Origin of the sequence: Pseudarthrobacter sp. NPDC080039 (genome assembly GCF_040702335.1) — a bacterium.
GTDB lineage: Bacteria > Actinomycetota > Actinomycetes > Actinomycetales > Micrococcaceae > Arthrobacter > Arthrobacter enclensis_A.
On record NZ_JBFBKY010000002.1, the window covers coordinates 244386 to 266460 of the forward strand.

Consider the following 22075-nt stretch of genomic DNA (forward strand, 5'->3'; position numbering starts at 1 on the left):
AGGACTTCAAGCATGGGACGGGGACTTTCAGCAGTCCTGGCTGCCGGGGAGCGCCATGCACGGGGCCTCCCCGGCGGCACTGTGGCAGAGATCGCCGCCGACCTTGGAAGGGACCGCAGCCAGGTTTCCCGCAGCCTGCGGACAGCAGAGCAGGAAGGGTTCCTGCGGCGCACCCCGCAGCGGACGTTCGCCCTTGACTGGAGCCTCCTGACCGATGCGCACCTGCTGACGCGGCGCCGCCTGCACACCGACGGAATGCTGGCCCTGGAGCAGCTCTCGGACGAAACAGACGAAGGATGCTTCCTTGGCATCCTCAGTGGGGACAGCACGGTGACGGTGGGCGAAAGCATCCCGGCAAGCAGCAAAATGGTGGGTTCCTGGCTCGGTCGGCCCTACCCCGCGTACTGCAGCGACGCCGGGCAGGCCCTGTTCTGGGAGGCGTCGGACATGGAGATACGCAAAGTATTCGCCAAAGTCCCTTTTCAGCGGCACGGCCCGAACACGCCCACCGACGTAGAGGATTTCCTGTCGCGACTGGACGCCGCCCGGACGCGCGGCTACTCAATCGTCGACGAGGAAGCGGAACCGGGCCTCTATTCGCTGGCTGTTCCCGTCCGGGACTTCAGAGGCGAAGTAGTGGCTGCGCTGCAGGTTGTCGGCCTGAAGAGCCGGCTTGAACCGCTGACTGATCACCATGCCCGCGCCTTGGTGGCGCGCGGGAAGTGGCTTGAAGCCATGCTGGGCTGCCCCGCCGCGAACAACTAGCAGAAGGCGCCCGCCTTTCAGCACGTCATGCTCCCCCGCCGGGACGCGCAGAGCCCAGCCTGGTGGCAGCCTGATGAAGAGCGTCTGCGAGTTCGCCGGCACGGGAAGCCACCTCCGCGCTGCTGCCCAGGACGCTGAGCGAAGCCAGGATGCCGTCCTGCGCCTCACGGATGGGCACCGCCACTTCGACGATGCTGTGTTCGAACTCCTCCACGGCAGCAACGAAACCCTGCTTTTTGTCCCGGACCATCAACTCCCATACGTCCTGGGTGGAATGGGCAGCCCGGGGCCCGCCCACCCCGACGAAATTCACGTCGGAAAGCAGCACCTCGACGGCGTGCTGCTTATGGTCCCACAGCAGGGCCCGCCCGGCCCCCGTGCACCAGACAGGCGTCACCATGCCTGGCTGCACAAAGCTGCCGGCCCGGGAATCGTTGCTGGATGCCAGCAGGAGAATTACCCGGAATCCATCCCGGACCGAGACCCGGGCCCGCAGCCCCGTGGCAGCCACCAGCGCCTCCAATTCCGCTCCGGCGTCGCGCAGCCACCCGGTATTCAGCGTTGCCGCAAGAGCGAAGAAGCCGCTTCCCACCCGGAACGGGCCACGTTCCCGGCGCTCCAGGAGGCGCAGGTCGCAAAGCTCCTGCGTCAGGCGCGATACCCGGCTTTGATCCATGTCCAACTCGGCGGCCAGCTGGGAGACGCCCAGGAGCTGCTTGCCGGCCTTTTCCCGGTCAACCACCACGCGCACAATCCGCAGTCCCTGCGCCAGCGACGACGCCTCAGGGGAGGTATCCACCCTTGATGCTCCTTCCGACCGGCAACCAGCCTATCTTCACACGGACAGCTCTCCGGGCAAGCAGGGACAACCCGGTCGATACACGGCTGTGGCCCGGCGCCGGCGGCCCCGCCGCCTGCACCAGGCCACAGATGTGCGTGTGGTTCTACGCTGCCGGCGCGTGAGTGCGCGCCCTGCGTCCATACCTGAAGTGGAAGTAGACGTAGCAGGCTGCAACGAAGGGAATCCCGAAGTAGAGGGCCGCTACCTGGGTGGGGTCAAGTGCGATGCCCACAAGGGAGACCAGGCAAAGCGTAAAGGCCAGGATGGGCACCAGGGGGAAGAACGGGGCGCGGTAGGAAAGCCCGGCCACGTCCCCTCCGTTCCTGACGAATGACCGCCGGTGGAAGAAATGCGAGGCGGCGATGGACATCCATACCCCCACGACGGCGAAGCCCGCCACCGATACCAGGGCGAGGTACACCGTCTCCGGAGCGACCACGCTGCTGATGAGTGAGGCCAGCCCTCCAAGCATGCTTACCGAGAGGGCGATCATGGGGATACCCCGCCGTGTCAGCTTCTTCAGGGCCTGGGGCGCATGGCCTTCATCGGCGAGTGAGTAGAGCATTCTGGCGCAAGAGAACAATCCGCTGTTGCCGGCCGAAAGCAGCGCCGTGATGATGACGAAGTTCATGATGTCAGCGGCGAAAGGAAGACCTGTGGCCGTAAAGACCGTCACGAACGGGCTCTCGTCGAGTCCCACCTCCTGATAGGGGATGGTCGCGGCAATAACGGCAATGGCACCGACAAAGAACACGAGAAGGCGGATGACGGTGCTCCGCATTGCCTTGGGGATGCTGGTGGCGGGATCTTTGGTCTCCCCTGCAGCCACACCGATGAGTTCGGAGCCGGAAAAGGCGTAGAAGACAGCGAGCGCCGTCACCAGAACGCCGGTGAATCCGTTCGGAAACAGTCCGCCGTCCGTGTTGAAGTTTTCAAAGAGGAACGGGTGGTTGCCGGTTTCACTCAGCGGGTGGAAGCCCAGGAGCGCTGCACCGCCCAGGACGATGAGCGCGATGATGGCACCGACCTTGACGATGGCAAACCAGAACTCCGACTCGCCAAAGAACCTGGATGACACCGCGTTCAGGCCGAACAGCGTGGCCGCGAATACGAGGCACCAGACCCAGACGTCCACCCCGGGGAACCAGCGCTGCATGAGCAGGCCAGAGGCAGTGAATTCCGAGCCGATGGCAACCGCCCAGCACAACCAGTACAGCCACGCGGTGGTAAAACCCGTGGCTGGGCCGATGGAACGGGCGGCGTAGATGTGGAACGCACCCGACACCGGATAAGCAATGGCCAGCTCCCCCAGGCAGGCCATCACCAGGTAGACCACAAAGGCGCCCACCAGGTAGGCGATGACTGCCCCAAGGGGGCCGGCCTGGGAGATGGTGTAGCCGGAGCTGAGGAACAGGCCTGAACCGATCACGCCGCCCATGGCGATCATGACGAGGTGCCGCGGCCCCATGGAGCGGCGAAGCCCTGATTCCGCCGAAAGGGATGCACCCCTCTCTGGCCTGAGCGGGACGGGGGTAGAAGTTTCCAAGAGAGGCCTCCAGTGGGGGGATGGTCGGAAGGACGGCCGCAGTTCGGCTGCCGTGTCCAGGAAGAGCTAGAGCGCGTCGACAGTGACGAAAGTAACACAGACACCGCTTTTTAGTCATCAAAATCATACGAGGATGCCAATGTTGCACGTTTACTACGGTTACCTCTTATGTCGATGTGCCGGTGGAATGGTCGTTTCGCCTGCCCGGCAGTGCGTTTGGACATGGGGTCACGGACAGCCGGCGGGGCCACGATTGGAGCATCCCATCACCAAAACGAAGGAACACCATGACCACTTTCGACATTGCGCTGATCGGTTTCGGTGGCGTCAACAGGACACTCGCCGAACTGATCGCAACCAGGGGCGGCGAACTCCGCCGTGATCTTGGCTTCGGTCTCCGGGTTGTTGCCATCACGGACCTTCGGCTTGGTTCACTGGTGCGCGGCGAAGGCATCGACCTCGAAAAGGCCCTGCGGCTCGTGCCGGGTGCGGCGACGTTCCGGGACCACGGGGGTTCCGCAGAGGCGGACAACGAACGCATCATCCGGACGTGCCCGGCGGACATCATCTGCGAGGCGACGTTCACCAACCCCACAGACGGCGAACCGGCAGCCTCACATGTCCGCTGGGCCCTTGACTCAGGCAAGAGCGTTTGCACGACCAACAAGGGTCCCGTTGCGCTGCACGGCGCAGAACTCAAGGCCATGGCCCGGCAGAACGGACTGCATTTCGAATTCGAAGGTGCCGTGATGAGCGGGACCCCGGTCCTCCGCTTCGCAAAGCGGCTGTTTCCAGGCCTTTCCCTGCACGGGTTTGAAGGCATCCTCAACGGCACCAGCAACTACGTTCTGGGCAGGATGGAAGACGGCCTCAGCTTCGACGAAGCGGTCCGGGAAGCCCAGCAACGGGGTTACGCCGAGGCGGATCCCACTGCCGACATCGATGGCTACGACGTCCAGCTCAAAGTCCTGATCCTGGCCAATGAACTGCTGGGCGCGAACTTGACGCTTGCGGACGTGAAGCGTGAAGGCATTTCAGGGCTGACCCCCGGCGACCTCAGGCAGGCAGGGAGCGAAGGCCGGCGGTGGAAGCTGGTCGGCTCCGCCCGGCGGAATCCGGACGGCACGGTAACTGCGCAAGTCGCCCCGGCCGCGCTGCCCCTGGACCACGGGCTGGCGGGGGTTTCCGGCGCCAACAACGCGGTGTCATTCAGTACCGATCTCCTTGGGGCGGTAACGGTTGCCGGCCCCGGGGCAGGGCGGATGGAGACGGCATATGCCCTGCTGTCGGACATTATTGCCATGCACGAGGCACGGAGCCGGGAGACGGCCAATGCGTGAATCGACTCTGCTACCCCTTGACCAGGTACTGCCCGCCTTCCGCGAGGTGCTGAGTCCCTACGATGGCCGGGTGGTTGGCGCGGTTCCCCTGTCATCGCCGGGGGCGGTGGACCGGATCGTGGCCAGGGCCCGGTCCGGAGCGGCGCAGGCGCGGGCCCTCTCGCGGCATGCCAGGGGAAAAGTCCTCGATGACGCCGCCGCGATGATCGACGGGCAGCGCGAGGACTTTGCGAAGACCATTACGGCGGAAAGCGGGAAAACCATCCGGCAGGCGCGCAAAGAAGTCCTTCGGGCGGTGAACACGTTGAGGTTGTCCGGGGCCGAGGCACGGAGGAACGCCGGCGAGACAATCCCGTTTGACTCCTATCAGGGCTCTGAAGACCGCACCGGCTGGTTCACGCGCGAACCCTTGGGGATAATCGCGGCCATTACGCCGTACAACGATCCCCTGAACCTTGTGGCCCACAAGGTGGGCCCCGCCATCGCCGGAGGAAACGCTGTCATCCTCAAGCCATCGGCGCTGACACCGTTGTCCGCGCAGATGCTGGCAGACGTCCTCGCCAAGGCCGGCCTGCCCGGCGGAGTCCTTACGGTGGTCCATGGGGACAGGGAGGTTGCGGAGGCGATCGTCAGGAACCCCGCGATCCGCATGGTGTCCTTCACGGGCGGGTTCTCCACGGGCGAAGCCATCGCCCGGACGGCCGGGCTCAAGAAGCTTTCCATGGATCTTGGCGGCAATGCGCCGGTCATCGTCATGGATGACGCGGACCTCGGTGCCGCCGTTGAGGCGTGCGTCTCCGGAGCGTTTTGGGCCGCCGGCCAGAACTGCGTTGGAGTGCAGCGCATCCTCGTGGCCGACTCCGTCTATGGCGAGTTCCGCCGTCGTTTCCTGCGGGAGACGGCACAGTTGCGGGCCGGCGACCCTGCTGGGGAAACCACCGACGTCGGTCCCATGATCACTGCGGGCGCCGTGGACCACCTCGCAGCCAAAATCGATGCGGCCGTTGCTTCCGGGGCGGAGGTCATCGCCGGCAACATCCGGGAAGACAACGTGCTTCACCCCACGGTCCTGGAAAACGTGCCCGAGGGCAGCAGCCTGTGGACGGAGGAAGTGTTCGGGCCGGTGGTAATGCTCCAGCCGTTCGCAACCTTCGACGAGGCTGTGGCATTGGCGAACGCCGTCGACTTCAGCCTGCACGCCGGAATCTTCACCAGTTCCCTTAATTCGGCGCTGAAGGCGGCCGGCAGCATCGACGCCGGCGGGATCATGATCAACGATTCCTCGGATTACCGGTTTGACGGAATGCCGTTTGGCGGATCCAAATACGGCAGCATGGGCCGCGAAGGAGTCAGGTTCGCCTACGAGGAGATGACCCAGCCCAAAGTTGTCTGCATCAAACACCAGGAGGGAAGGGGCCAGCCTCTTTCCCCCTGATCCCCCAGCGACCGGGAGGATGCGGAGCGTGAAGGCGCGGTCCTATGTTGGCATCAGCGGTGCAGCCCGGCGCACGTAGTTGGACAGCGTCATCGCCGTAACGGTGTCCGCGACGCCGGGGGTGGCTGCTATTTGTTCCCAGATTTCCTGGATGCGTTCCAGGGAGCGGGCTTCCACCCGGACCAGCAGGTCGAAGTCACCGCTGACCACGTCACACAGGACCACTTCAGGGATTGCCTGCAGTACGGCAATAACGTCCGCTCCGCGCACCCTGTCCTTCCGGTAAACCATCAGGAATGCCGAGACGAGACCCTGCCCGGGGGCGCCCGCCACCACCGTATAGCCCTGGATGTACCCCTGCCGTTCCATCCGGTCGATCCGCTGCCGCACGGCATTCCGGGACAGCAGCACCTTCGCTGCAAGCTCCGCGTGGCTGATCCGCGCGTTGCGCGTCAGTTCGGCCAGGATGCCCTGGTCGATCCGGTCAAGACTCGCCCGATCCATGTCCACCCTTCACCGCATGACTTCCCAACAGCAGACAAGAGTCGGCCCGGCTCCAGAACGAAAGCACAAAGAGATGATACTTCGGCACCAGCCCGTCCAAAGCAGCGGGGCGGCAGCCAGCTGCGTGCTGTTCGACATGGACGGCACCCTCCTGGATTCGGCAGCGGGCGTGACAGCCAGCGCCGCGCAGGCCCTGGCAGCCGTGGGGGCACCCGTCCCGCAGGAGGAACTGCTCCGGCTGGTGGGGCCGCCCATGCTTGAATCCTTCAGGGAGCGCCTGGACAGGGACGAGGTCCGTTCCCGGCTGGCGCTGAAGCATTACCGCAGGCTCTACGCGGAGCAGGGGGCGCAGCAATCAGCGCCGTATGCGGGGATTCGGGAATTGCTGGAGCAGCTGCGTTTTGCCGGTGTGCCGATGGCGGTGGCCACATCGAAAGCGGAGGACCAGGCGCTCCTGATGGCCCGCCGCTTTGGCCTGGACCATTATTTCGTCAGGATCTGCGGTGCGTCGGACCAGGACCGGAGATGGACCAAGGCGGATGTGATTGCCGAGTTGCTGGACAGGCTGGCCGCGGCGGCCGTGGACGTGTCCCGTCCGCTCATGGTGGGAGACCGGAGCTTCGACGTCCAAGGAGCCGCCGCCCACGGAATTCCCGCCGTCTTCGCGGGGTGGGGCTACGGTGTCGCGGAGGAAGAAGCCGGGGACGCCTTCGTGGCATCCTCGCCAGCCGCAGTCCTTCCGGCCGTCCTGGGCTAGCGGCCCCCCGGCAAGGTTCCTTCAAGGCGCGACGACGGCGCTCCCCACGGTGCCGTCGTCGTACCTTTGCACCCCGGCCGGGAAGGCGACCGGGTAAACTTATGCAGTCATGCACTGTTCCTACTTTGATGCCGGCACCTGCCGCTCCTGCACGCAGATGGGCCGGCCCTACGGCGAACAGCTGGTTGGCAAACAGGCGCACTGCCAGGCTCTCCTCGCCGAACACCAGGAACTCGAGTGGTTGCCGCCCGTGGCCAGCCAGGAGTCCGGCTTCCGCAACAAGGCCAAGATGGTGGTCGGCGGGACGGCGCACAACCCCACGATCGGAATCCTCGACGCCGACGGGCACGGCGTGGACCTGCGCAAGTGCGGCGTCTGCTCCCCCGGCCTGCGGGCCGTCTTCCCCGTGCTGGCCAACTACATCCGCCGCCTGCGCCTGACCCCCTACGACGTCCCGCGCCGCACCGGTGAACTCAAGCACGTCATCATCACGGAATCCCCGGACGGCGCGATCATGCTCCGCCTGGTCCTCCGGTCCGAGCAGACACTGCCGCGGATACGGAAACACCTGCCGGACCTCCTGGCCGACCTGCCGCAGGTCGAAGTGGTCTCCGTCAACCTGCTCCCCGAGCACAAGGCGGTCCTCGAAGGCGAGCGCGAGATCCTGCTGACGGAGCAGTCCACCCTGGAGATGCGGGTCAATGACATCAACCTGCACCTCCGCCCGCAGAGCTTCTTCCAGACCAACACCGACATGGCCGCGGCCCTGTACCGGCAGGGACGCGAGTGGGTCAACGAGCTGGCGCCGGCCTCCGTGTGGGACCTGTACTGCGGCGTGGGCGGATTTGCCCTCCACAGCGCCGCCCCGTCCCGCACGGTCACCGGCATCGAAACCAGCAGCGAGGCGATCGTCTCGGCCCGGCTCAGCAGCGCCGAAGCAGGACTGGAGGGGATGGAGTTCCATGCCGGCGACGCCACCGACTTTGCCCTCGCGGCGGACCAATCGCCGGACTTGGTGATCGTGAACCCGCCCCGGCGCGGCATCGGCCGGGAGCTGTGCGGCTGGCTGGAATCCTCCGATGTGCAGCACGTGGTGTACTCCAGCTGCAACGCCCAGTCGCTGGCCCGCGATCTGGCCGCACTCCCCTCTTTCACCCCGAAGCGGGCCCGGGTCCTGGACATGTTCCCGCAGACCACGCATTACGAGGTGATGGTGCTGCTGGAACGTGCCGCCTGAGGCTTACCCCACCCGCACGCGTTCGACGGCTGCCGCGGCGGCTTCCCGCCCTTCGGCCCGGAGGCCGGCGGCCACCCCTGCTGCGTCGGCATCGGAGCGGTTCTGGCTCAGTTTCTCCTTGGCCTCGACGCGGGTGATCACCAGCTCAACTCCCACAATGGCGCGCAACTGGCCCGCGATGAACGTGTCCGGGGCATCCTCCACGGCCCACGGATGCTCGCGGCCGCCCTCGTGCAGCCCGGTCAGGTGGCGGACGTGCCGTGCCAGCCAGCCGGTGTCGTCATGGATCGTGAGTTTCCCGTACACGTGCAGGGTGCTGTAGTTCCACGTCGGCACCACTCGGCCGTGCGCGGCCTTGGACGCGTACCACGACGGCGAGATGTAGTCGTCGGGGCCCTGGATGACGGCGAGCGCCTCCCCGGTTGCCGGGCTGGACCACTGCGGGTTGTTCCGTGCCATGTGCGCCTGCAGCGCACCGTACTCCCCCACGTCCCGGCTGAAGGCGAAGGGCAGCAGCGTTGCCAGCAGGCCGGCGTCGGTCATGGTCACCAGGTTGGCCGCGCCTGGGCGGGCCAGGAGGTCCTGGATGGCGTCGGGACCGGCGGCGAAGTGGGCGGGGATGTACATGGGAATCCTTTCGGTGCTTCAGGGGGCGGGTGTGAGCCGGACCCGGACGGCCGCGGCTGCGAAGACGATGACGGCAAGGGCACCGATGACGGTGGTCCACGTGAGTGCTTCGCCCAGCAGCAGCGCTGCCCAGGCAATGCTCATTACCGGCTGCAGGAGCTGGATCTGGCTCACGTGCGCCATGGGGCCCAGGGCCAGGCCGCGGTACCAGGCAAAAAAGCCAAGGAACATGCTGACCACGGCGAGGTAGCCGAAGGCGGCCCACTGGACGGGAGAGGCCGACGGCGGCTGGTCCAGGAGGGAGAGCACTGCCAGGACCAGCATGGCCGGCGAGGCAAGGACCAGGGCCCAGGCGATGGTCTGCCAGGAGCCAAGTTCACGGGCCAGCAGGCCGCCTTCCGCGTATCCGACGGCGGCGCAGGCCACGGCGCCGAGCAGCAGGAGGTCCGCCCATTGCAGGTGCCCCGCCCCGCCGGACTGCAGGAAGGCAAACCCGACTGCCGCCAGCGAGCCCAGGAATGTCACGGCCCAGAAGAGAGCTGGCGGCCGTTCACCGGTGCGCAGGACGGCCACGGTGGCAGTGGCTGCCGGCAGGAGGGCGATGACCACGGCTCCGTGGCCCGCCGGCACAGCGGTCAACGCGTAGGACGTGAGCAGCGGAAAGCCGGCGACGACGCCGCCGGCCACAAGCGCCAGCCGCGCCCAGGTGCGGGGCTGGGGCAGCCGTTGGCGGGTGAGAGCGAGCGCCGCGGCGGCCAGGACGGCGGCCACCACGGCCCGGCCCGAGCCGATGAACAGCGGAGGCATCCCCGCCACGGCCGCGCGGGTGAAGGGGACGGTGAAGGAGAAAGCTGCCACGCCCAGGAGGCCCCACCAGATGCCGGTGCCCGCACGGGGCAGTATCACTGGGTCGTTCATCTGAGTAGCGCTACTATGTTCTTTCATGAATAACGATAGCAGCTCCCGGATCACCGCGGCCCTGCGGCAGTGGATCGCCGGAGCGGCGCCGGGCGCGAAGCTGCCGCCGACCCGCTCCCTGGTGGCCGAGCACCAGGCGAGCCCCGTGACGGTCCAGAAAGCACTGCAGGCGCTGGCCGCTCAGGGCTTGATCGACAGCAGGCCGGGAGTCGGGACGTTCGTCAGTGCCGTCCGCACGGCCCGCCCGTCGGACTATGGCTGGCAAACAGCGGCGCTGCGCTCGCCGTCCTCTCCGCTCCCGTCGTCGTCGGGCACCATGCGCACCGTTCCCGGCGACGCCATCTGGTTCCATTCCGGCTACCCGGACCGGGAGCTGTTGCCCGAACGGCTGGTCCGGTCGGCCCTCGCCCGCGCCGCCCGCGGGGATGCCGCCCTGTCCCGGCCTCCCGCGGCCGGAATGCCGGAACTGCAGCAATGGTTTGCCCGGGAACTGGGATTGGCCACCCCCGTGGGAGTGACGCCGCCGACGCCGAACGACGTGATCATCCTGCCTGGCAGCCAAAGCGGGCTCAGCTCCATTTTCCGCGCACTGGTGGGGGCCGGGCAGCCGATGCTCATCGAATCGCCGTCGTACTGGGGCGCCATCCTGGCCGCCGCCCAGACCGGGGTGCGGCTGGTCCCCGTGCCCACAGGGCCGGACGGGCCGGACCCTGCCGACGTTGACCGTGCCTTCGCCGAGACCGGAGCACGGGCGTTCTACATCCAGCCCAACTATTCAAACCCTACGGGTGCGCAGTGGGCGCGTGACAGGGGCGACGAAATCCTGGACGCGGCCCGCCGGCACGGTGCTTTTTTGGTGGAGGACGACTGGGCCCACGATTTCGGCATCACCTCGGACCCCATACCCCTGGCAACCCGGGACGACTCGGGCCACGTGGTGTACATCCGGTCGCTGACCAAGAGCGTCTCCACCGCCGTCCGCATCGCCGCCGCGGTGGTGCGCGGACCGGCGCGCGAACGCATCCTGGCCCACCGCGCCGCCGAATCGATGTACGTCAGCGGGCTCCTGCAGGCCGCCGCCCTGGACGTAGTGACGCAGCCCGGCTGGCAGACCCACCTGCGCAGCCTCCGCCAGCAGCTCCAGTCGCGCCGGGACCTGCTGGTCACCAGCGTCCGGGAACACGTGCCGCAGGCACACCTCGGCAACCTGCCCAAAGGCGGGCTGAACCTGTGGCTGCGCCTGCCGGACACCACGGACCTGCCGCGGCTGGTGCGTGATTGCGAAGACGCGGGAGTGATCATCGCCGCCGGAACGGAGTGGTTCCCGGCCGAACCCGCCGGCGCCTTCATCCGCCTCAACTACTCCGGCCCCAACCCGGCGGCCTACCCGGAGGGTGCACGCATCATCGGTGAAGCCCTGGCGCGGAACAGCGGATAGGGAGACCGGGGCGGCCGCCGCGCCCCAACCGGACAATCCCGCGACAGCGGCAGTTCACCGGGGGGCCATGCCCGGTTAAGTACCCATTAGTAACTTGGGAACTCCTGTTGAGACCCCAACCTTAAGAGGCCCCCTCCATGAGCTCCAAGCCATCCCGACGCGCCCTCACCGTGGCGGCGTCCCTGATAGTCGCTGCCTGCGCCGCCGCCGGTACTGCCGCAGCACAGGCCACCGTCCCGGAGCAGGCCCCCGGCCCCGCCGCCGGAACCCACCATGAAACGAACACCGACCTGGCCGACGCGTTCGACTCCGTCACCCGGACCACGGCCTGGCAGCAGACGTCCAAGCTGAAGCTGAACTTCCCCACGTACCACACCGAGGGAATCGCCTACAGCCAGGACCACATCTTCCTCTCGGCCGTCCAGATCCTCGAACCGACCGTCAAATACCCCACGCCCCAGGACGGCTACGACCGCACCCCGGGCAAGGGCATCGGCCACCTGTTCGTCATGGACAAGGCCGGGAACCTGCAAAAGGACATCATCCTTGGCGAAGGCGACATGTACCACCCGGGCGGCATCGACTTCGACGGCACCAACGTCTGGGTACCGGTGGCCCAGTACCGGCCAGACAGCAGCGCCATCATCTACAAGGTGGATGCGCAGACCCTGGACGTCCACAAGCAGTTCGAGGTCAAGGACCACTTCGGCGGAATCGTCCTGGACAAGCAGACCGGCCACCTGGTGGGGAACACCTGGGGCTCGCGGCGGTTCGCCGAGTGGGACCTCCAGGGCAAACAACTGTCCACGTGGGAGAACCCGAACTACTTCATCGACTACCAGGACTGTCAGTACGTTCCCAACGCCAGGATGCTCTGCGGCGGGGTTACCAACCTTCCGCAGACCCCGCCTGCCGGCGGCACGGCGGCCACCTACGAACTGGGCGGCATGGCGATGATCGACCTGAAGTCGCACCAGGTGACCCGTGAGGTCCCCTTCCAGAAATGGTCAACGGCCGGCCACGCGGCCACCCGCAACCCGTTCAAAATGACCGCCGACGGCGGCCACCTCACCATGACGGTGGCCCCGGACAACGGCGACGAAGGCAACGGCACCGAAATCCTCACGTACCAGGCCGACGTCCCCCCGGCCCACTAGCACTTCCCCCACCCTGCCGCGGACAGCGGCCGGGAACCCCCAGGAATGATTGGATACCCCATGCCTTACCCGGCACCAAGATTCACCAGGAAAAGCGTCACTGCCGCCACCGGCGCGGCTGCCATGGCGGCTTCAGCACTGACGGCCGGGCTGGTCGGCTTCAGCGCCGCACCCGCCACCGCCGGCACCCATGACCAGACGGCGACGCCGATCAAGCATGTCGTAGTGCTCTTCCAGGAAAACGTGTCGTTCGACCACTACTTCGCCACCTACCCCAAGGCCGCCAACACTGCCGGTGAGACCCAGCAGGGCTCCGGCGCCGCCGCGGCCGCGTTCACCGCAGCGGAGGACACCCCCAAGGACATCAACACCCTGGCTAATGCCGGGCTGCTGGCACCGAACAACCCCAATTCCGTCCAGCCTGCACGGCTCTCCCCGATGCAGGCAGTCACCTGCGACCAGGACCACGGCTACAAGGCCGAACAGAACGCCTACAACGGCGGGGCGATGGACAAGTTCGTCCAGTTCACCAGCCGTGACGCCTGTGGCACCAACCAGTACGGACGCCCGGGCCTGACCATGGATTACTACGACGGAAACACGGTCACCGGCATCTGGAACTACGCCCAGAACTACGCCATGAGCGACAACCACTTCAGCACCGTCTTCGGCCCGTCCACCCCCGGCGCGCTGAACCTGATCTCGGGCCAGACCCACGGCGTCAAGGAGTACAACGCCGCAGGGCAGCCCGTGGCCACGCCGGCCACGGGATCGAGCGCCGTCCGCCAGCCTGACGCCAACGGCGTGGGCACGGTCATCAACGACCCCGACCCGGTCTACGACGACTGCTCCAACAGCAGCCACGCCAAGGCCAACAACCTCGCCGGGATGACCGGCAAGAACATCGGCGACCTGCTCAATGCGCAGGGGACGTCATGGGGCTGGTTCCAGGGCGGCTTCGCACCCACAACCCCCGCCACCAGCAGCACGCCGGCATCATGCCTGGCCGGCCACACCAACGCCGCCGGCGCTTCCGTGGTGGACTACTCCCCGCACCACCAGCCCTTCCAGTACTACGCCTCCACCGCCAACCCGCACCACCTCCCGCCGGCATCGGACGCGGAAATCGGCCACAACGGCCAGGCCAACCACCAGTACGACCTCACCGACTTCAGCAAGGTCGTGGACAGCGACAACATGCCCGCCGTTTCCTTCCTGAAGGCCTCGGAATTCCAGGACGGCCACGCTGCGTACTCGGATCCCGTGGACGAACAGAACTTCGTCACCAAGACCATCAACCAGATCCAGCAGTCCAAGAACTGGGACAACACCGCCGTCGTGCTCGCGTATGACGACTCCGACGGCTGGTACGACCACGTCGCCGCCCAGCCGAAGAACGCCTCCACGGGCACGGACGACGCCGCGTGGTGCCTGAACGCCGCAGCAAAGGGCGTCCCGGTAGCAGGGGGCTACGCTGACCGTTGCGGCCCCGGCCCCCGCCAGCCGCTGGTGGTCATCTCCCCGTTCGCGAAGAAGAACTTCGTGGACCACACCGAAACCGACCAGGCCTCCATCCTGCGGTTCATCGAGGACAACTGGCACACCGGCACCATCGGCGACTCCTCAGCCGACGCCACTGCCGGGTCCATGAATGCCATGTTCAACTTCCACCACGAACGCAACGACAAGGTCCTGCTCAACGAACAGACCGGCGCCGTCGCATCCATCAGCCACAACGGGAACATCCAGGGCAACGAATCGGAGCCCGCCAGCCGGTAACCCGTCCAGCGCCTCAACACCAGGGCCGGGCCGCGACTTCGCGGCCCGGCCCCTGTTGTTTGCAGACCACGACGGCGTGCGCCGTGAGTAACGCGGCGGTCAGGCAGAAGCCTTGACCAGTTCCTCGCTCTTCTCCCACAGTCCGCGCGCCAGCCCGGCGTCATACGCCTGGGCGCTGGCTTTGGCCAACGCGCGCTTGGCGTAGTAGGCACCGGAGATCCAGTCCGTCCCGGCGGTGCCGTTGATGAGCCAGAGCATGGTGTCCGCCCCCTGGTCCGGGCTGAGCATGAAACGGTTCAGCAGCGTGGTGTACACGTGCCGGAACGGGCTTGAAGACTCCGCCGCGAAGTTGGTGCGGACCACGCCCGGGTGGAATGCCGCCGTCGTGATCCCCTTGTCGTGGAACCGGCGGTGCAGCTCGGAGGTGAACAGGATGTTGGCCAGCTTGCCCGTCCCGTAGGCCCGGTTGGTGCTGTAGCCGTGCTCGGCCGTGAGGTCGAAGAGGTCCAGCTTGCCGAAGTTGTTGGCGGCGCTGGACGTGTTGATCACCTTGGCGCTGCTGGCAGTGAGGGTGTCCATCAGCAACGTGGTGAGCAGGAACGGGGCCAGATGGTTGACCTGGAAGGTCGATTCGTTCCCGTCCACCGTGAGGGTCCGTTTGCCCATGATGCCGCCGGCGTTGTTGGCCAGCACGTCGATGCGCGGGTACTTGGCCTTCAGTGTGTCAGCGAGTTCGCGGACCTGTGCCAGGTCGGCAAAGTCTGCGAGGTAGTGGTCCGCGCCGATCTGCCCGGCGAGGGCGCTGGTCTTCTGGGCGGACCGGCCAACGACCACCACCTGCTCCCCCGCCCTGGCCAGGGTTCGTGCGGCTGCCGCTCCGATGCCGTCGCTGGCGCCGGTGATCACAATGGTGCGAGGAGTCAAGGGGTGTCCTTTGCTGGGTGCCGTTCCGCGCACAGTAGCACGCGCAGGAAACAACGACGGCGCGGCGCCGCCTGTTCCCTGCAGTCGCCCAGGTTGGCCGGGGGCCAGGGTTTCTCCGCGCCCGTGGGCGCCGCGATAGCTTCCCTAGACTCGTAAAGTCCTACTTATTCACTTTTTTGGTGTCATACGTCATACTTATTGGAGCCCGCCACCAGCACCGTTGGCGGTTGCACTCCAACCGAGGAAGCCTCATGCAATCCCTTCTCCTTCCCGCCGCCGCAGAGCCTTGGAACGGGCACGACACCCAACTGGTCGTCGTCGCCGCCATCGGCATCGCGCTGATCGTTTTCCTGATCGTCAAACTCAAGCTCCACCCGTTCCTGTCGCTGGTCCTCGGATCCGCATTCGTGGGCCTCGCGTCCGGGGTTGAACTTGGGAAGGTCATCAGCAACTTCGAAGATGGTGTCGGTGGCACCCTGAAAGAAGTCGGCCTGCTGATCGCGCTCGGCGCCATGCTGGGCAAGCTCCTGGCTGATTCCGGCGGGGCCAACCGGGTGGTGGACACCCTGCTGGGCAAGGTCTCCCCGAAAGTCCTGCCGTGGGCCATGGCGCTGGTCGCCGTCATCATCGGTTTGCCGATGTTCTTTGAGATCGGCCTCGTCCTGCTGCTGCCGGTCATCGTCCTGGTGTCCCAGCGCTCGGGCCGGAAGCTGATGCGGGTAGCCATTCCGGCCCTCGCAGGCCTCTCAGTCCTGCATGGCCTGGTCCCGCCGCACCCCGGTCCGCTGGTGGCCATCGCCAGCCTCAACGCCCCGCTGGGCATCACCCTTGCCCTTGGCCTCCTGATCGCCATTCCCACCGTCATCATCTGCGGCCCGCTGTTCGCCATCTACGCCGCCCGCTGGGTCCCCGTGGACGCCCCGAAGGTAGCCGGCGGCATCGACACCGAGCACACCCAGGCCGATCCTGACGTCAAGCGCCAGCCGACATTCCTCGTGACCCTGCTGACCATCGTCTTCCCCGTGGTGCTGATGCTCCTCAAGGCCGTGGTGGACATCGTTGACCCCAACTCCAAGAACCCCAGCGCGGCCCGCGTCTTCTTCGACTTCATCGGTGAACCCCTGGTGGCCATGACCCTCGCAGTCCTGCTGGCCCTCGTGACCTTCGGCTACGCCGTCGGCTTCACGGGCGCCAAGATCGGCACCAAGATCGGCGCATCCGTTGGCCCCATCGCGGCCGTGATCCTGATTGTGGGCGCTGGCGGTGGATTCAAGCAGACCCTCATCGGAGCCGGAGTCGGTGATGCCGTTGCCAAGTGGGCCACCGGAGCCAACATCTCCGTCCTGGTCCTGGGCTTCCTCATCGCGGTCGCCATCAGGCTCGCAACCGGTTCAGCCACCGTGGCTACGGTGACGGCGGCAGGCATCGTTGCGCCGCTGGCGTCCAGCCTCTCCCCCGGCCACGCCGGCCTGCTGGTCCTCGCCGTCGGCGCCGGTTCCCTGTTCCTCTCCCACGTGAACGATGCCGGTTTCTGGCTGGTCAAGGAACTCTTTGGCCTGACCGTAGGCCAGACATTCAAAACCTGGTCAGTCATGGAGACCCTCATCTCCGTGGTCGGTTTCGCGCTGGTCATGGTCCTCTCAGTGGTGGTCCCCTGATGGAGGCCGCACCCACCCCGGAGTCTGTCCAGCAGCCGGTCCTGGTCATCATGGGTGTGTCCGGCTCGGGCAAGTCCACGGTGGCGGGCATCCTTGCCGGCCAGCTCGGCTGGGACCTGGAGGAAGGCGACGACCTGCACCCGGCGGAAAATGTGGAGAAGATGGCTGCCGGGATCCCTCTGACCGACGACGACCGCTGGCCCTGGCTGGACACCATCGCCTCGTGGATCATCGAACACACGATGGCCGGCATCCCGGGCATCATTACCTGCTCCGCGCTGAAGAAGATCTACCGGGACCGGCTCCGCGAAAAGAACGTCGTGTTCGTGCACCTGTCAGGCTCCAAGGAACAGATAGGCCGCCGGCTGACGGCACGCATGGACCACTACATGCCTGCTTCCCTGCTGGACTCGCAGATCGCCACGTTGGAGCCGCCGGGCCCGGATGAGAACACCATCGTGGTGGATGTGGGGCGGACCCCCGCCGAGGAAGCCGCCGAGGTGGTCAGCCGCCTGGGCCTCGCTCCGGCTTCCGGTTCAAGCGCGCTGGGCCACCCCCACCCGGGCCGGTCGTCCGCGCCGGCGCAGTCTGGGGATCTGGCCGCTTCCTAGGCCTGTCCGCCCCAGGAGGTGGAACCGCCAACGCGCCCGGCTGGAGCGAACGCTCCCGCCGGGCGCGTTGATTTGGTTAATCTACGACTTTCACCTGGCCCGTCATGCCCATGTAGTCATGGAGTGCGCAGATGTAGTCGAATGTTCCCGTCGCCTGGAACGTCACGGTGAAAGAGCCACCGGGAGGAATGATTCCCGAACTGAGGTCGCCGCCCGTGAAATTCGACGGCGAGCCGGACGGTGCGAAGACATTCGCCGGTTCAGTACCAAAAGTGACGGTGTGCGGAGCGCCCATGCCGGAGTTGGTGAACACCACCGACTCGCCGCGGTGCACCGTCACGGTGGGACGGACGAAGCGCATGACCATTGCCACGCCGTCGTCACCGCCGGCCATCACTTTGTGGTTGGTGGCCTGCTTAGCCAGTGAGGCGTCCAGTTTGTGACCGTCCCGGAGGATGGACCGCTCCTGCGCCCTGGATGACTTGTCGTAGTCGGCCTGGCTGTACGGGTAGTGGGTGCCCTGCTCGCGGACATGCACCATCCCCTTCATCATCATGCCGTGGACCAGGCAGTAGTAGGTAAAGTCACCTTCCCGCGGGAACGTCAGGGTGTAGCTGCTGGCGACAGGGAAGCCGGGAACGTCAACGTTGGCCAGGAGGCCTGAGTTGTAATACGAATGCCTGTCGTAGCTGCTTCCCCCTCGCTTCAGCAATTCATCGGCGTTTCCCGGGTTGAACGGCTGTGTGGACTCCAGCGACTGGCCGGCTGCAAGGAATGTCACGGTATGGATTTCAGCGGCATTCGCCTGCCACTCAATGGTGTCGTGCTCGTTGATGAAAATCTCTGATGGAAGGAAAGCCATACCCTGGATTTCCTGGTCGCGGGATTCTGACCCCACCTGCACCTCCCAGGTGCGGGGTCCCCAGCCGCTTGCTGCCGCAGGACCCGCTGACGCCAATGACGCCAGGACTGCAACAGCACATGCCACAATAAATGCGAGTTTGTCGGATCTCGATTTGATGCCCCGATGATGCTTCATAGCAATGCCTTCTTGAACGGCCATCGGCGAGGTGCCGATATATGGCTGCAGCCGATTCAACCCACTGCTCTTGGACCGGACCGGCCACGATTCTTCGGAGTGAAGGTGCCGGCTGCCGGTGCCGGGAAGGGCTGGCAGCCGGTGCCGGCAGGAACTGCCGGACCTGCACCCCCCAACTGGTGCCGCGCTGATCCAAATGATTCCTCACGCCCCAGCAGGCGTCGGGTTGGCACGCTGGAAGCGTACGCACCTAACAGATTGCTCCTTCGACGGTGTTTTGTCGAGGTACCGGAATTCGCCTGGTTGCAGGCCGCGCAGACGGCGTCCCGTCATGACCGTCCTTGCCAGCCATAACCGTTGCAGCGCAACCCCGCTTACTGCGGTCAAGGCCCGCTTTTGCGGCATAAAAAAGCAGGCCCTGCCGAAAAATCGGCAGGGCCTGCTTTCGAGAAACCTAACGGTCCCGGAACTCTATGGAATTAGAGAGCCTGGATGTTGGTGGCCTGGGGACCCTTGGGGCCCTGCTCGGTGTCGAAGGAAACCTTCTGGTTCTCTTCGAGGGAGCGGAAGCCGTTGGAGTTGATCGCGGAGTAGTGCGCGAAAACGTCCTGTGAGGAGTCGTCCGGGGAGATGAAGCCGAAGCCCTTTTCAGCGTTAAACCATTTGACGGTACCAGTAGCCATTATTTTGTCCTTCGTGAAGGTGGAGGGAATGTCCCGACTTTCGGGCCCTCCGGCGTGGGGTGTTCAAAAACCGCTACTTCAGAAGAACACGGACTTTCGACCGCGCGTACTGCCTGAACTACCAACTGCATAAACACAACAACAGGTTCCACACTACAGGAGATTCGGCGCACACCTAATCGCTTCCCTGTTCAGGCCCCTGTCAGGCCTGCGCATGGTCATCCAGTGCAGTGCTGTAGCGGGTGAACCCGGGCCGGAGCCGGACGGAGCGGTTGCCCACCACCGCAATGTCCTCCCACAGCACCAGGAAGGATCCGCGATGCCGCCACCGGAGGATCCGGGCAATCATGCGGGGCCGGGTGAGGCCGTTCCGCTCGTAGCCCATGAACGAGGAAGCGCTGTGCGGGCCGACCACCAGCCCCAGCAGCCGAGGCTCGGCCATCAGCTGGTGCGGCGTGCCGTCCAGCACGAACCGGACGTCGGCCACGCGGCCCAGCCGGCCGCCGTCGGCATCCAGCACGGGCGTGCCCAGCAGGTCACCGAGGATCATGGCTGCCTCCCGGAATGCGCGCGATGATCTTGTCCCGGACCCATCGCTCCACCCAGCTGGCGTCCAGCGGCTCACCCTTGACCCCAAGCCGCACCACCACGCCCACCTCCGCCACGTCCTTCCACGGGATGCGGATCAGCCGGGACGACGGCGGCCTGCCGCCGAAGATGCGCGTGCCCAGCACCGACCCGGTCAGCAGCGCGGTGATCACCGGGGCGGGAGACCCCGGCGCAATCTCCACGTCCAAGGCAGGCCCGCTCACCTCAAGGTCGTCCACGGTGGTGACCGGGACGCCGTCGTGGTCCAAAACCTGGCGGTCCATCAGGTGCAGCTGGGCATCGAGGATGCGCCGTCCCACCTTCGGGGCCCTGGGCAGCGGGGCGGACGCGGACGTCATGAGCCTGCTCCTGTCACGATCATCAGGGGAATGGCGGCGATGGAGGCCACCAGGATGATCACCAGGAAGACCATGCCCAGCACGTTCACGACGCGCCCGTTTACGTGCTCGCCCATGTACTGGGGATCGTTGGCCACGATCAGGATGGGCAGGTAGGTCAGGGGAAGGGCGATCGCGGAAAACACCACCGAGTATTCGGTCACCAAAACGGGGTCGACGCCGGTGGCCAGGATAGCCATGCCCACCAGCAGGCACACAATCATGGACAGGTGGAAGCGGGCGGCCTGGGCGGGACGGCGGAACTTGCCCCAGGACCAGCCAAAGAACTGCGCCAGGGTGTACCCGCTGGAAAGGGTGGTTTCCAGCGCTGCCCCGAAGGTTGCCGCCACCATGCCCACCAGGACGAATGCCAGCCCGAGCTTGCCGGCACCCTGGGCCACGGGCAGGACCACCTGGGACAGCGAGGTCACCGAAACCCCTGCCGGGAGGAGGACGATGGCGGCGCACACTGCGATGGAGACGGACAGCAGCCCGCCCAGGGGGAAGCCCACCAGGACGTTGATCCGGGACTGGGCGAGGTCCTTCACGCTCCACTTTTCCTCCACAGCGCCGGAGGAAAAGAAGAAGACTTCGTACGGTGTCATCGCGGCCCCAAACAGGGCGATCGCGTAGTAACTGTAGCTCCAGAACGTTTCCTGTTGCGGCACCGTGGGCGCCAGCTGCCCCGCGAGTGCCCCCCAGTCCGGCTTGAGCAGGAACACTGCCACGGCGAAGATGACCAGCGTCAGCCCCAGCAGGCCGGTGACGTTTTCCATGATGGAGAACCGGACGCGCCAAATCACCAGCCACACCGCCACCGCCGCCACGGGAATCCACAGCAGGTAGTCGACGCTGCTGGCCAGTTGCAGCGACAGGGCGATACCCCCGATTTCCGCGGTCACGGTCATCAGGTTGATCAGGAACGATGCTGCAAGGTTGGCCAGCCCTGCCCGTGCGCCCAGCCGTTCACGGATCACCTCGAAGGTGGCACGGCCGGACACCGCGGCCACGCGGCCTGACATGTTGGCGAACAGGCAGATCCCCACGACGCCGACGGCCACCACCCACACCAGGGACAGGCCAAAGCGGGAACCCACCACGGCATTGGTCACCAGGTCCCCGATGTCCACGAACCCGCCGATGGCGGTGAGGATCCCAAGCGCGACGCCGAGCAGCCGCTTCACTTTGATCCCACCTTGTCTTCGAGCTGCTTGAGGGCGTCCTGTGCGCCGGCGAGGGCCTTGTCACCGTCGGGGAGCGAGGGGTTGCCGCCGTCGTTCGTTGCCAGTGCGGCCCGCGCCGTGGCGAAACCCGCGGCGCACTGGTCCAGCACGTCCAGCGCCTGCTTTTGGGTATCGCGGTCCTCCGGGGTGGCCGGCGAGAGCTTCAGGACCGTGCTCCGGCTGGTCTGGATCTCCTTGAGCTCATCGTCAAGGGTTGTGGAGGTAGCGGCGCGCGTCAGCTTGCCGTCCATGTCCTGGCGGAGGGCGATCCGGGCAGTGGCGACGGCGGAGGAGCTGTCCTTGACGGCAGTGGACACCGACTGGCTGGTGCCGCCGCTGCAGGCGGTGAGCAGGACGAGTCCGGCGAGGGCCATGCCGCCATACAGACGCTTCCGGCAGGACCGGGCGCGCCATCCGGCCGCCCGGGCACGGGCTGCGTTGACCAGCACCCTTGCCTCCAGCCCCCGGGAAAGCCCCGGATCCACGGAATTCGCCCTCTGCAGGCAGCCTAAAGACTTAGTTGCCTACGGTCAGGTATAACACCCGCCGGCGAAGTTTGTCCTGTTCAAATGCCGATCAATTGCCGGTTGTGCCCGGCCTCCCGGGT

General features: G+C 66.1%; 22 protein-coding genes. 10 read left to right on the forward strand and 12 right to left on the reverse strand.

Annotated elements, in window-relative coordinates:
- Positions 1 to 12: 12 nt before the first annotated feature.
- Positions 13 to 765: an IclR family transcriptional regulator gene (locus tag AB0313_RS03055; protein ID WP_141946171.1), complete on the forward strand. Its 753-nt coding sequence runs from the start codon at positions 13 to 15 to the stop codon at positions 763 to 765.
- Positions 766 to 790: 25 nt separating this feature from the next.
- Here the strand turns inward: AB0313_RS03055 and AB0313_RS03060 are convergent, their stop codons facing one another.
- Together AB0313_RS03060 and AB0313_RS03065 are read right to left on the reverse strand one after the other, a co-directional pair.
- Complete coding sequence (locus tag AB0313_RS03060; protein WP_366303488.1) at positions 791 to 1564, reverse strand: IclR family transcriptional regulator C-terminal domain-containing protein; 774 nt, start codon at positions 1562 to 1564, stop codon at positions 791 to 793.
- A gap of 145 nt (positions 1565 to 1709) precedes the next feature.
- A complete protein-coding gene (locus AB0313_RS03065; RefSeq protein WP_366303490.1) occupies positions 1710 to 3152 on the reverse strand; it encodes an amino acid permease in 1443 nt (480 codons plus the stop codon).
- A 287-nt stretch (positions 3153 to 3439) separates the two neighbouring features.
- Between AB0313_RS03065 and AB0313_RS03070 the strand changes: the two genes are divergently transcribed.
- The gene (locus AB0313_RS03070; protein ID WP_366303492.1) at positions 3440 to 4492 is read left to right on the forward strand and encodes a homoserine dehydrogenase; all 1053 of its coding nucleotides are present in this window, start codon (positions 3440 to 3442) and stop codon (positions 4490 to 4492) included.
- Entirely contained in the window at positions 4485 to 5927 is a 1443-nt protein-coding gene (locus AB0313_RS03075) for an aldehyde dehydrogenase family protein (protein ID WP_366303493.1), read from the forward strand. The genes AB0313_RS03070 and AB0313_RS03075 overlap by 8 nt, the downstream gene beginning before the upstream one ends.
- Before the next feature lie 42 nt (positions 5928 to 5969).
- Here the strand turns inward: AB0313_RS03075 and AB0313_RS03080 are convergent, their stop codons facing one another.
- On the reverse strand, positions 5970 to 6431 hold the full coding sequence (locus tag AB0313_RS03080) for an Lrp/AsnC family transcriptional regulator (RefSeq protein WP_141940497.1): 462 nt from the start codon (positions 6429 to 6431) through the stop codon (positions 5970 to 5972).
- 73 nt (positions 6432 to 6504) lie between these two features.
- On the opposite strand from AB0313_RS03080, the gene AB0313_RS03085 reads away from it, so the two are divergent.
- Complete coding sequence (locus tag AB0313_RS03085; protein WP_307307237.1) at positions 6505 to 7188, forward strand: HAD hydrolase-like protein; 684 nt, start codon at positions 6505 to 6507, stop codon at positions 7186 to 7188.
- 109 nt (positions 7189 to 7297) lie between these two features.
- A complete protein-coding gene (rlmC, locus tag AB0313_RS03090; protein WP_307307234.1) occupies positions 7298 to 8425 on the forward strand; it encodes a 23S rRNA (uracil(747)-C(5))-methyltransferase RlmC in 1128 nt (375 codons plus the stop codon).
- Positions 8426 to 8428: 3 nt separating this feature from the next.
- Here the strand turns inward: rlmC and AB0313_RS03095 are convergent, their stop codons facing one another.
- Complete coding sequence (locus tag AB0313_RS03095; RefSeq protein ID WP_366303496.1) at positions 8429 to 9052, reverse strand: FMN-binding negative transcriptional regulator; 624 nt, start codon at positions 9050 to 9052, stop codon at positions 8429 to 8431.
- Between the two features lie 18 nt (positions 9053 to 9070).
- Complete coding sequence (locus AB0313_RS03100; protein ID WP_366303498.1) at positions 9071 to 9970, reverse strand: DMT family transporter; 900 nt, start codon at positions 9968 to 9970, stop codon at positions 9071 to 9073.
- 25 nt (positions 9971 to 9995) lie between these two features.
- Between AB0313_RS03100 and AB0313_RS03105 the strand changes: the two genes are divergently transcribed.
- From AB0313_RS03105 to AB0313_RS03115, 3 genes are all read left to right on the forward strand, one after another.
- Complete coding sequence (locus tag AB0313_RS03105) at positions 9996 to 11408, forward strand: PLP-dependent aminotransferase family protein (RefSeq protein ID WP_366303500.1); 1413 nt, start codon at positions 9996 to 9998, stop codon at positions 11406 to 11408.
- Positions 11409 to 11545: 137 nt separating this feature from the next.
- The gene (locus AB0313_RS03110) at positions 11546 to 12565 is read left to right on the forward strand and encodes a DUF6454 family protein (RefSeq protein ID WP_366303502.1); all 1020 of its coding nucleotides are present in this window, start codon (positions 11546 to 11548) and stop codon (positions 12563 to 12565) included.
- A 60-nt stretch (positions 12566 to 12625) separates the two neighbouring features.
- Positions 12626 to 14344 carry an alkaline phosphatase family protein gene (locus tag AB0313_RS03115; protein ID WP_366303504.1) on the forward strand — a complete coding sequence of 573 codons (1719 nt, stop codon included), beginning with the start codon at positions 12626 to 12628 and terminating at the stop codon, positions 14342 to 14344.
- Positions 14345 to 14443: 99 nt separating this feature from the next.
- Here AB0313_RS03115 and AB0313_RS03120 read toward each other — a convergent pair whose 3' ends face one another.
- Entirely contained in the window at positions 14444 to 15268 is an 825-nt protein-coding gene (locus tag AB0313_RS03120) for an SDR family NAD(P)-dependent oxidoreductase (protein ID WP_307307216.1), read from the reverse strand.
- A gap of 251 nt (positions 15269 to 15519) precedes the next feature.
- Between AB0313_RS03120 and AB0313_RS03125 the strand changes: the two genes are divergently transcribed.
- Both AB0313_RS03125 and AB0313_RS03130 read left to right on the forward strand, forming a co-directional pair.
- Positions 15520 to 16926, forward strand: a complete 1407-nt coding sequence (locus tag AB0313_RS03125) for a gluconate:H+ symporter (protein WP_141940488.1) — start codon at positions 15520 to 15522, stop codon at positions 16924 to 16926.
- The gene (locus AB0313_RS03130; RefSeq protein ID WP_366303507.1) at positions 16926 to 17537 is read left to right on the forward strand and encodes a gluconokinase; all 612 of its coding nucleotides are present in this window, start codon (positions 16926 to 16928) and stop codon (positions 17535 to 17537) included. The genes AB0313_RS03125 and AB0313_RS03130 overlap by 1 nt, the downstream gene beginning before the upstream one ends.
- Positions 17538 to 17613: 76 nt before the next feature.
- Here the strand turns inward: AB0313_RS03130 and AB0313_RS03135 are convergent, their stop codons facing one another.
- From AB0313_RS03135 to AB0313_RS03160, 6 genes are all read right to left on the reverse strand, one after another.
- Complete coding sequence (locus tag AB0313_RS03135; protein ID WP_366303509.1) at positions 17614 to 18399, reverse strand: plastocyanin/azurin family copper-binding protein; 786 nt, start codon at positions 18397 to 18399, stop codon at positions 17614 to 17616.
- Positions 18400 to 19055: 656 nt separating this feature from the next.
- Positions 19056 to 19259: a cold-shock protein gene (locus tag AB0313_RS03140; protein ID WP_009372930.1), complete on the reverse strand. Its 204-nt coding sequence runs from the start codon at positions 19257 to 19259 to the stop codon at positions 19056 to 19058.
- Positions 19260 to 19461: 202 nt separating this feature from the next.
- Positions 19462 to 19809: a PRC-barrel domain-containing protein gene (locus tag AB0313_RS03145; protein ID WP_307307203.1), complete on the reverse strand. Its 348-nt coding sequence runs from the start codon at positions 19807 to 19809 to the stop codon at positions 19462 to 19464.
- Positions 19796 to 20206: a hypothetical protein gene (locus AB0313_RS03150; protein ID WP_366303512.1), complete on the reverse strand. Its 411-nt coding sequence runs from the start codon at positions 20204 to 20206 to the stop codon at positions 19796 to 19798. The genes AB0313_RS03145 and AB0313_RS03150 overlap by 14 nt, the downstream gene beginning before the upstream one ends.
- Complete coding sequence (locus AB0313_RS03155; protein WP_366303513.1) at positions 20203 to 21429, reverse strand: divalent metal cation transporter; 1227 nt, start codon at positions 21427 to 21429, stop codon at positions 20203 to 20205. Before AB0313_RS03155 ends, AB0313_RS03150 begins: the two co-directional genes overlap by 4 nt.
- The gene (locus AB0313_RS03160) at positions 21426 to 21953 is read right to left on the reverse strand and encodes a hypothetical protein (RefSeq protein WP_141940482.1); all 528 of its coding nucleotides are present in this window, start codon (positions 21951 to 21953) and stop codon (positions 21426 to 21428) included. The genes AB0313_RS03155 and AB0313_RS03160 overlap by 4 nt, the downstream gene beginning before the upstream one ends.
- Between the last annotated feature and the right edge of the window lie 122 nt (positions 21954 to 22075).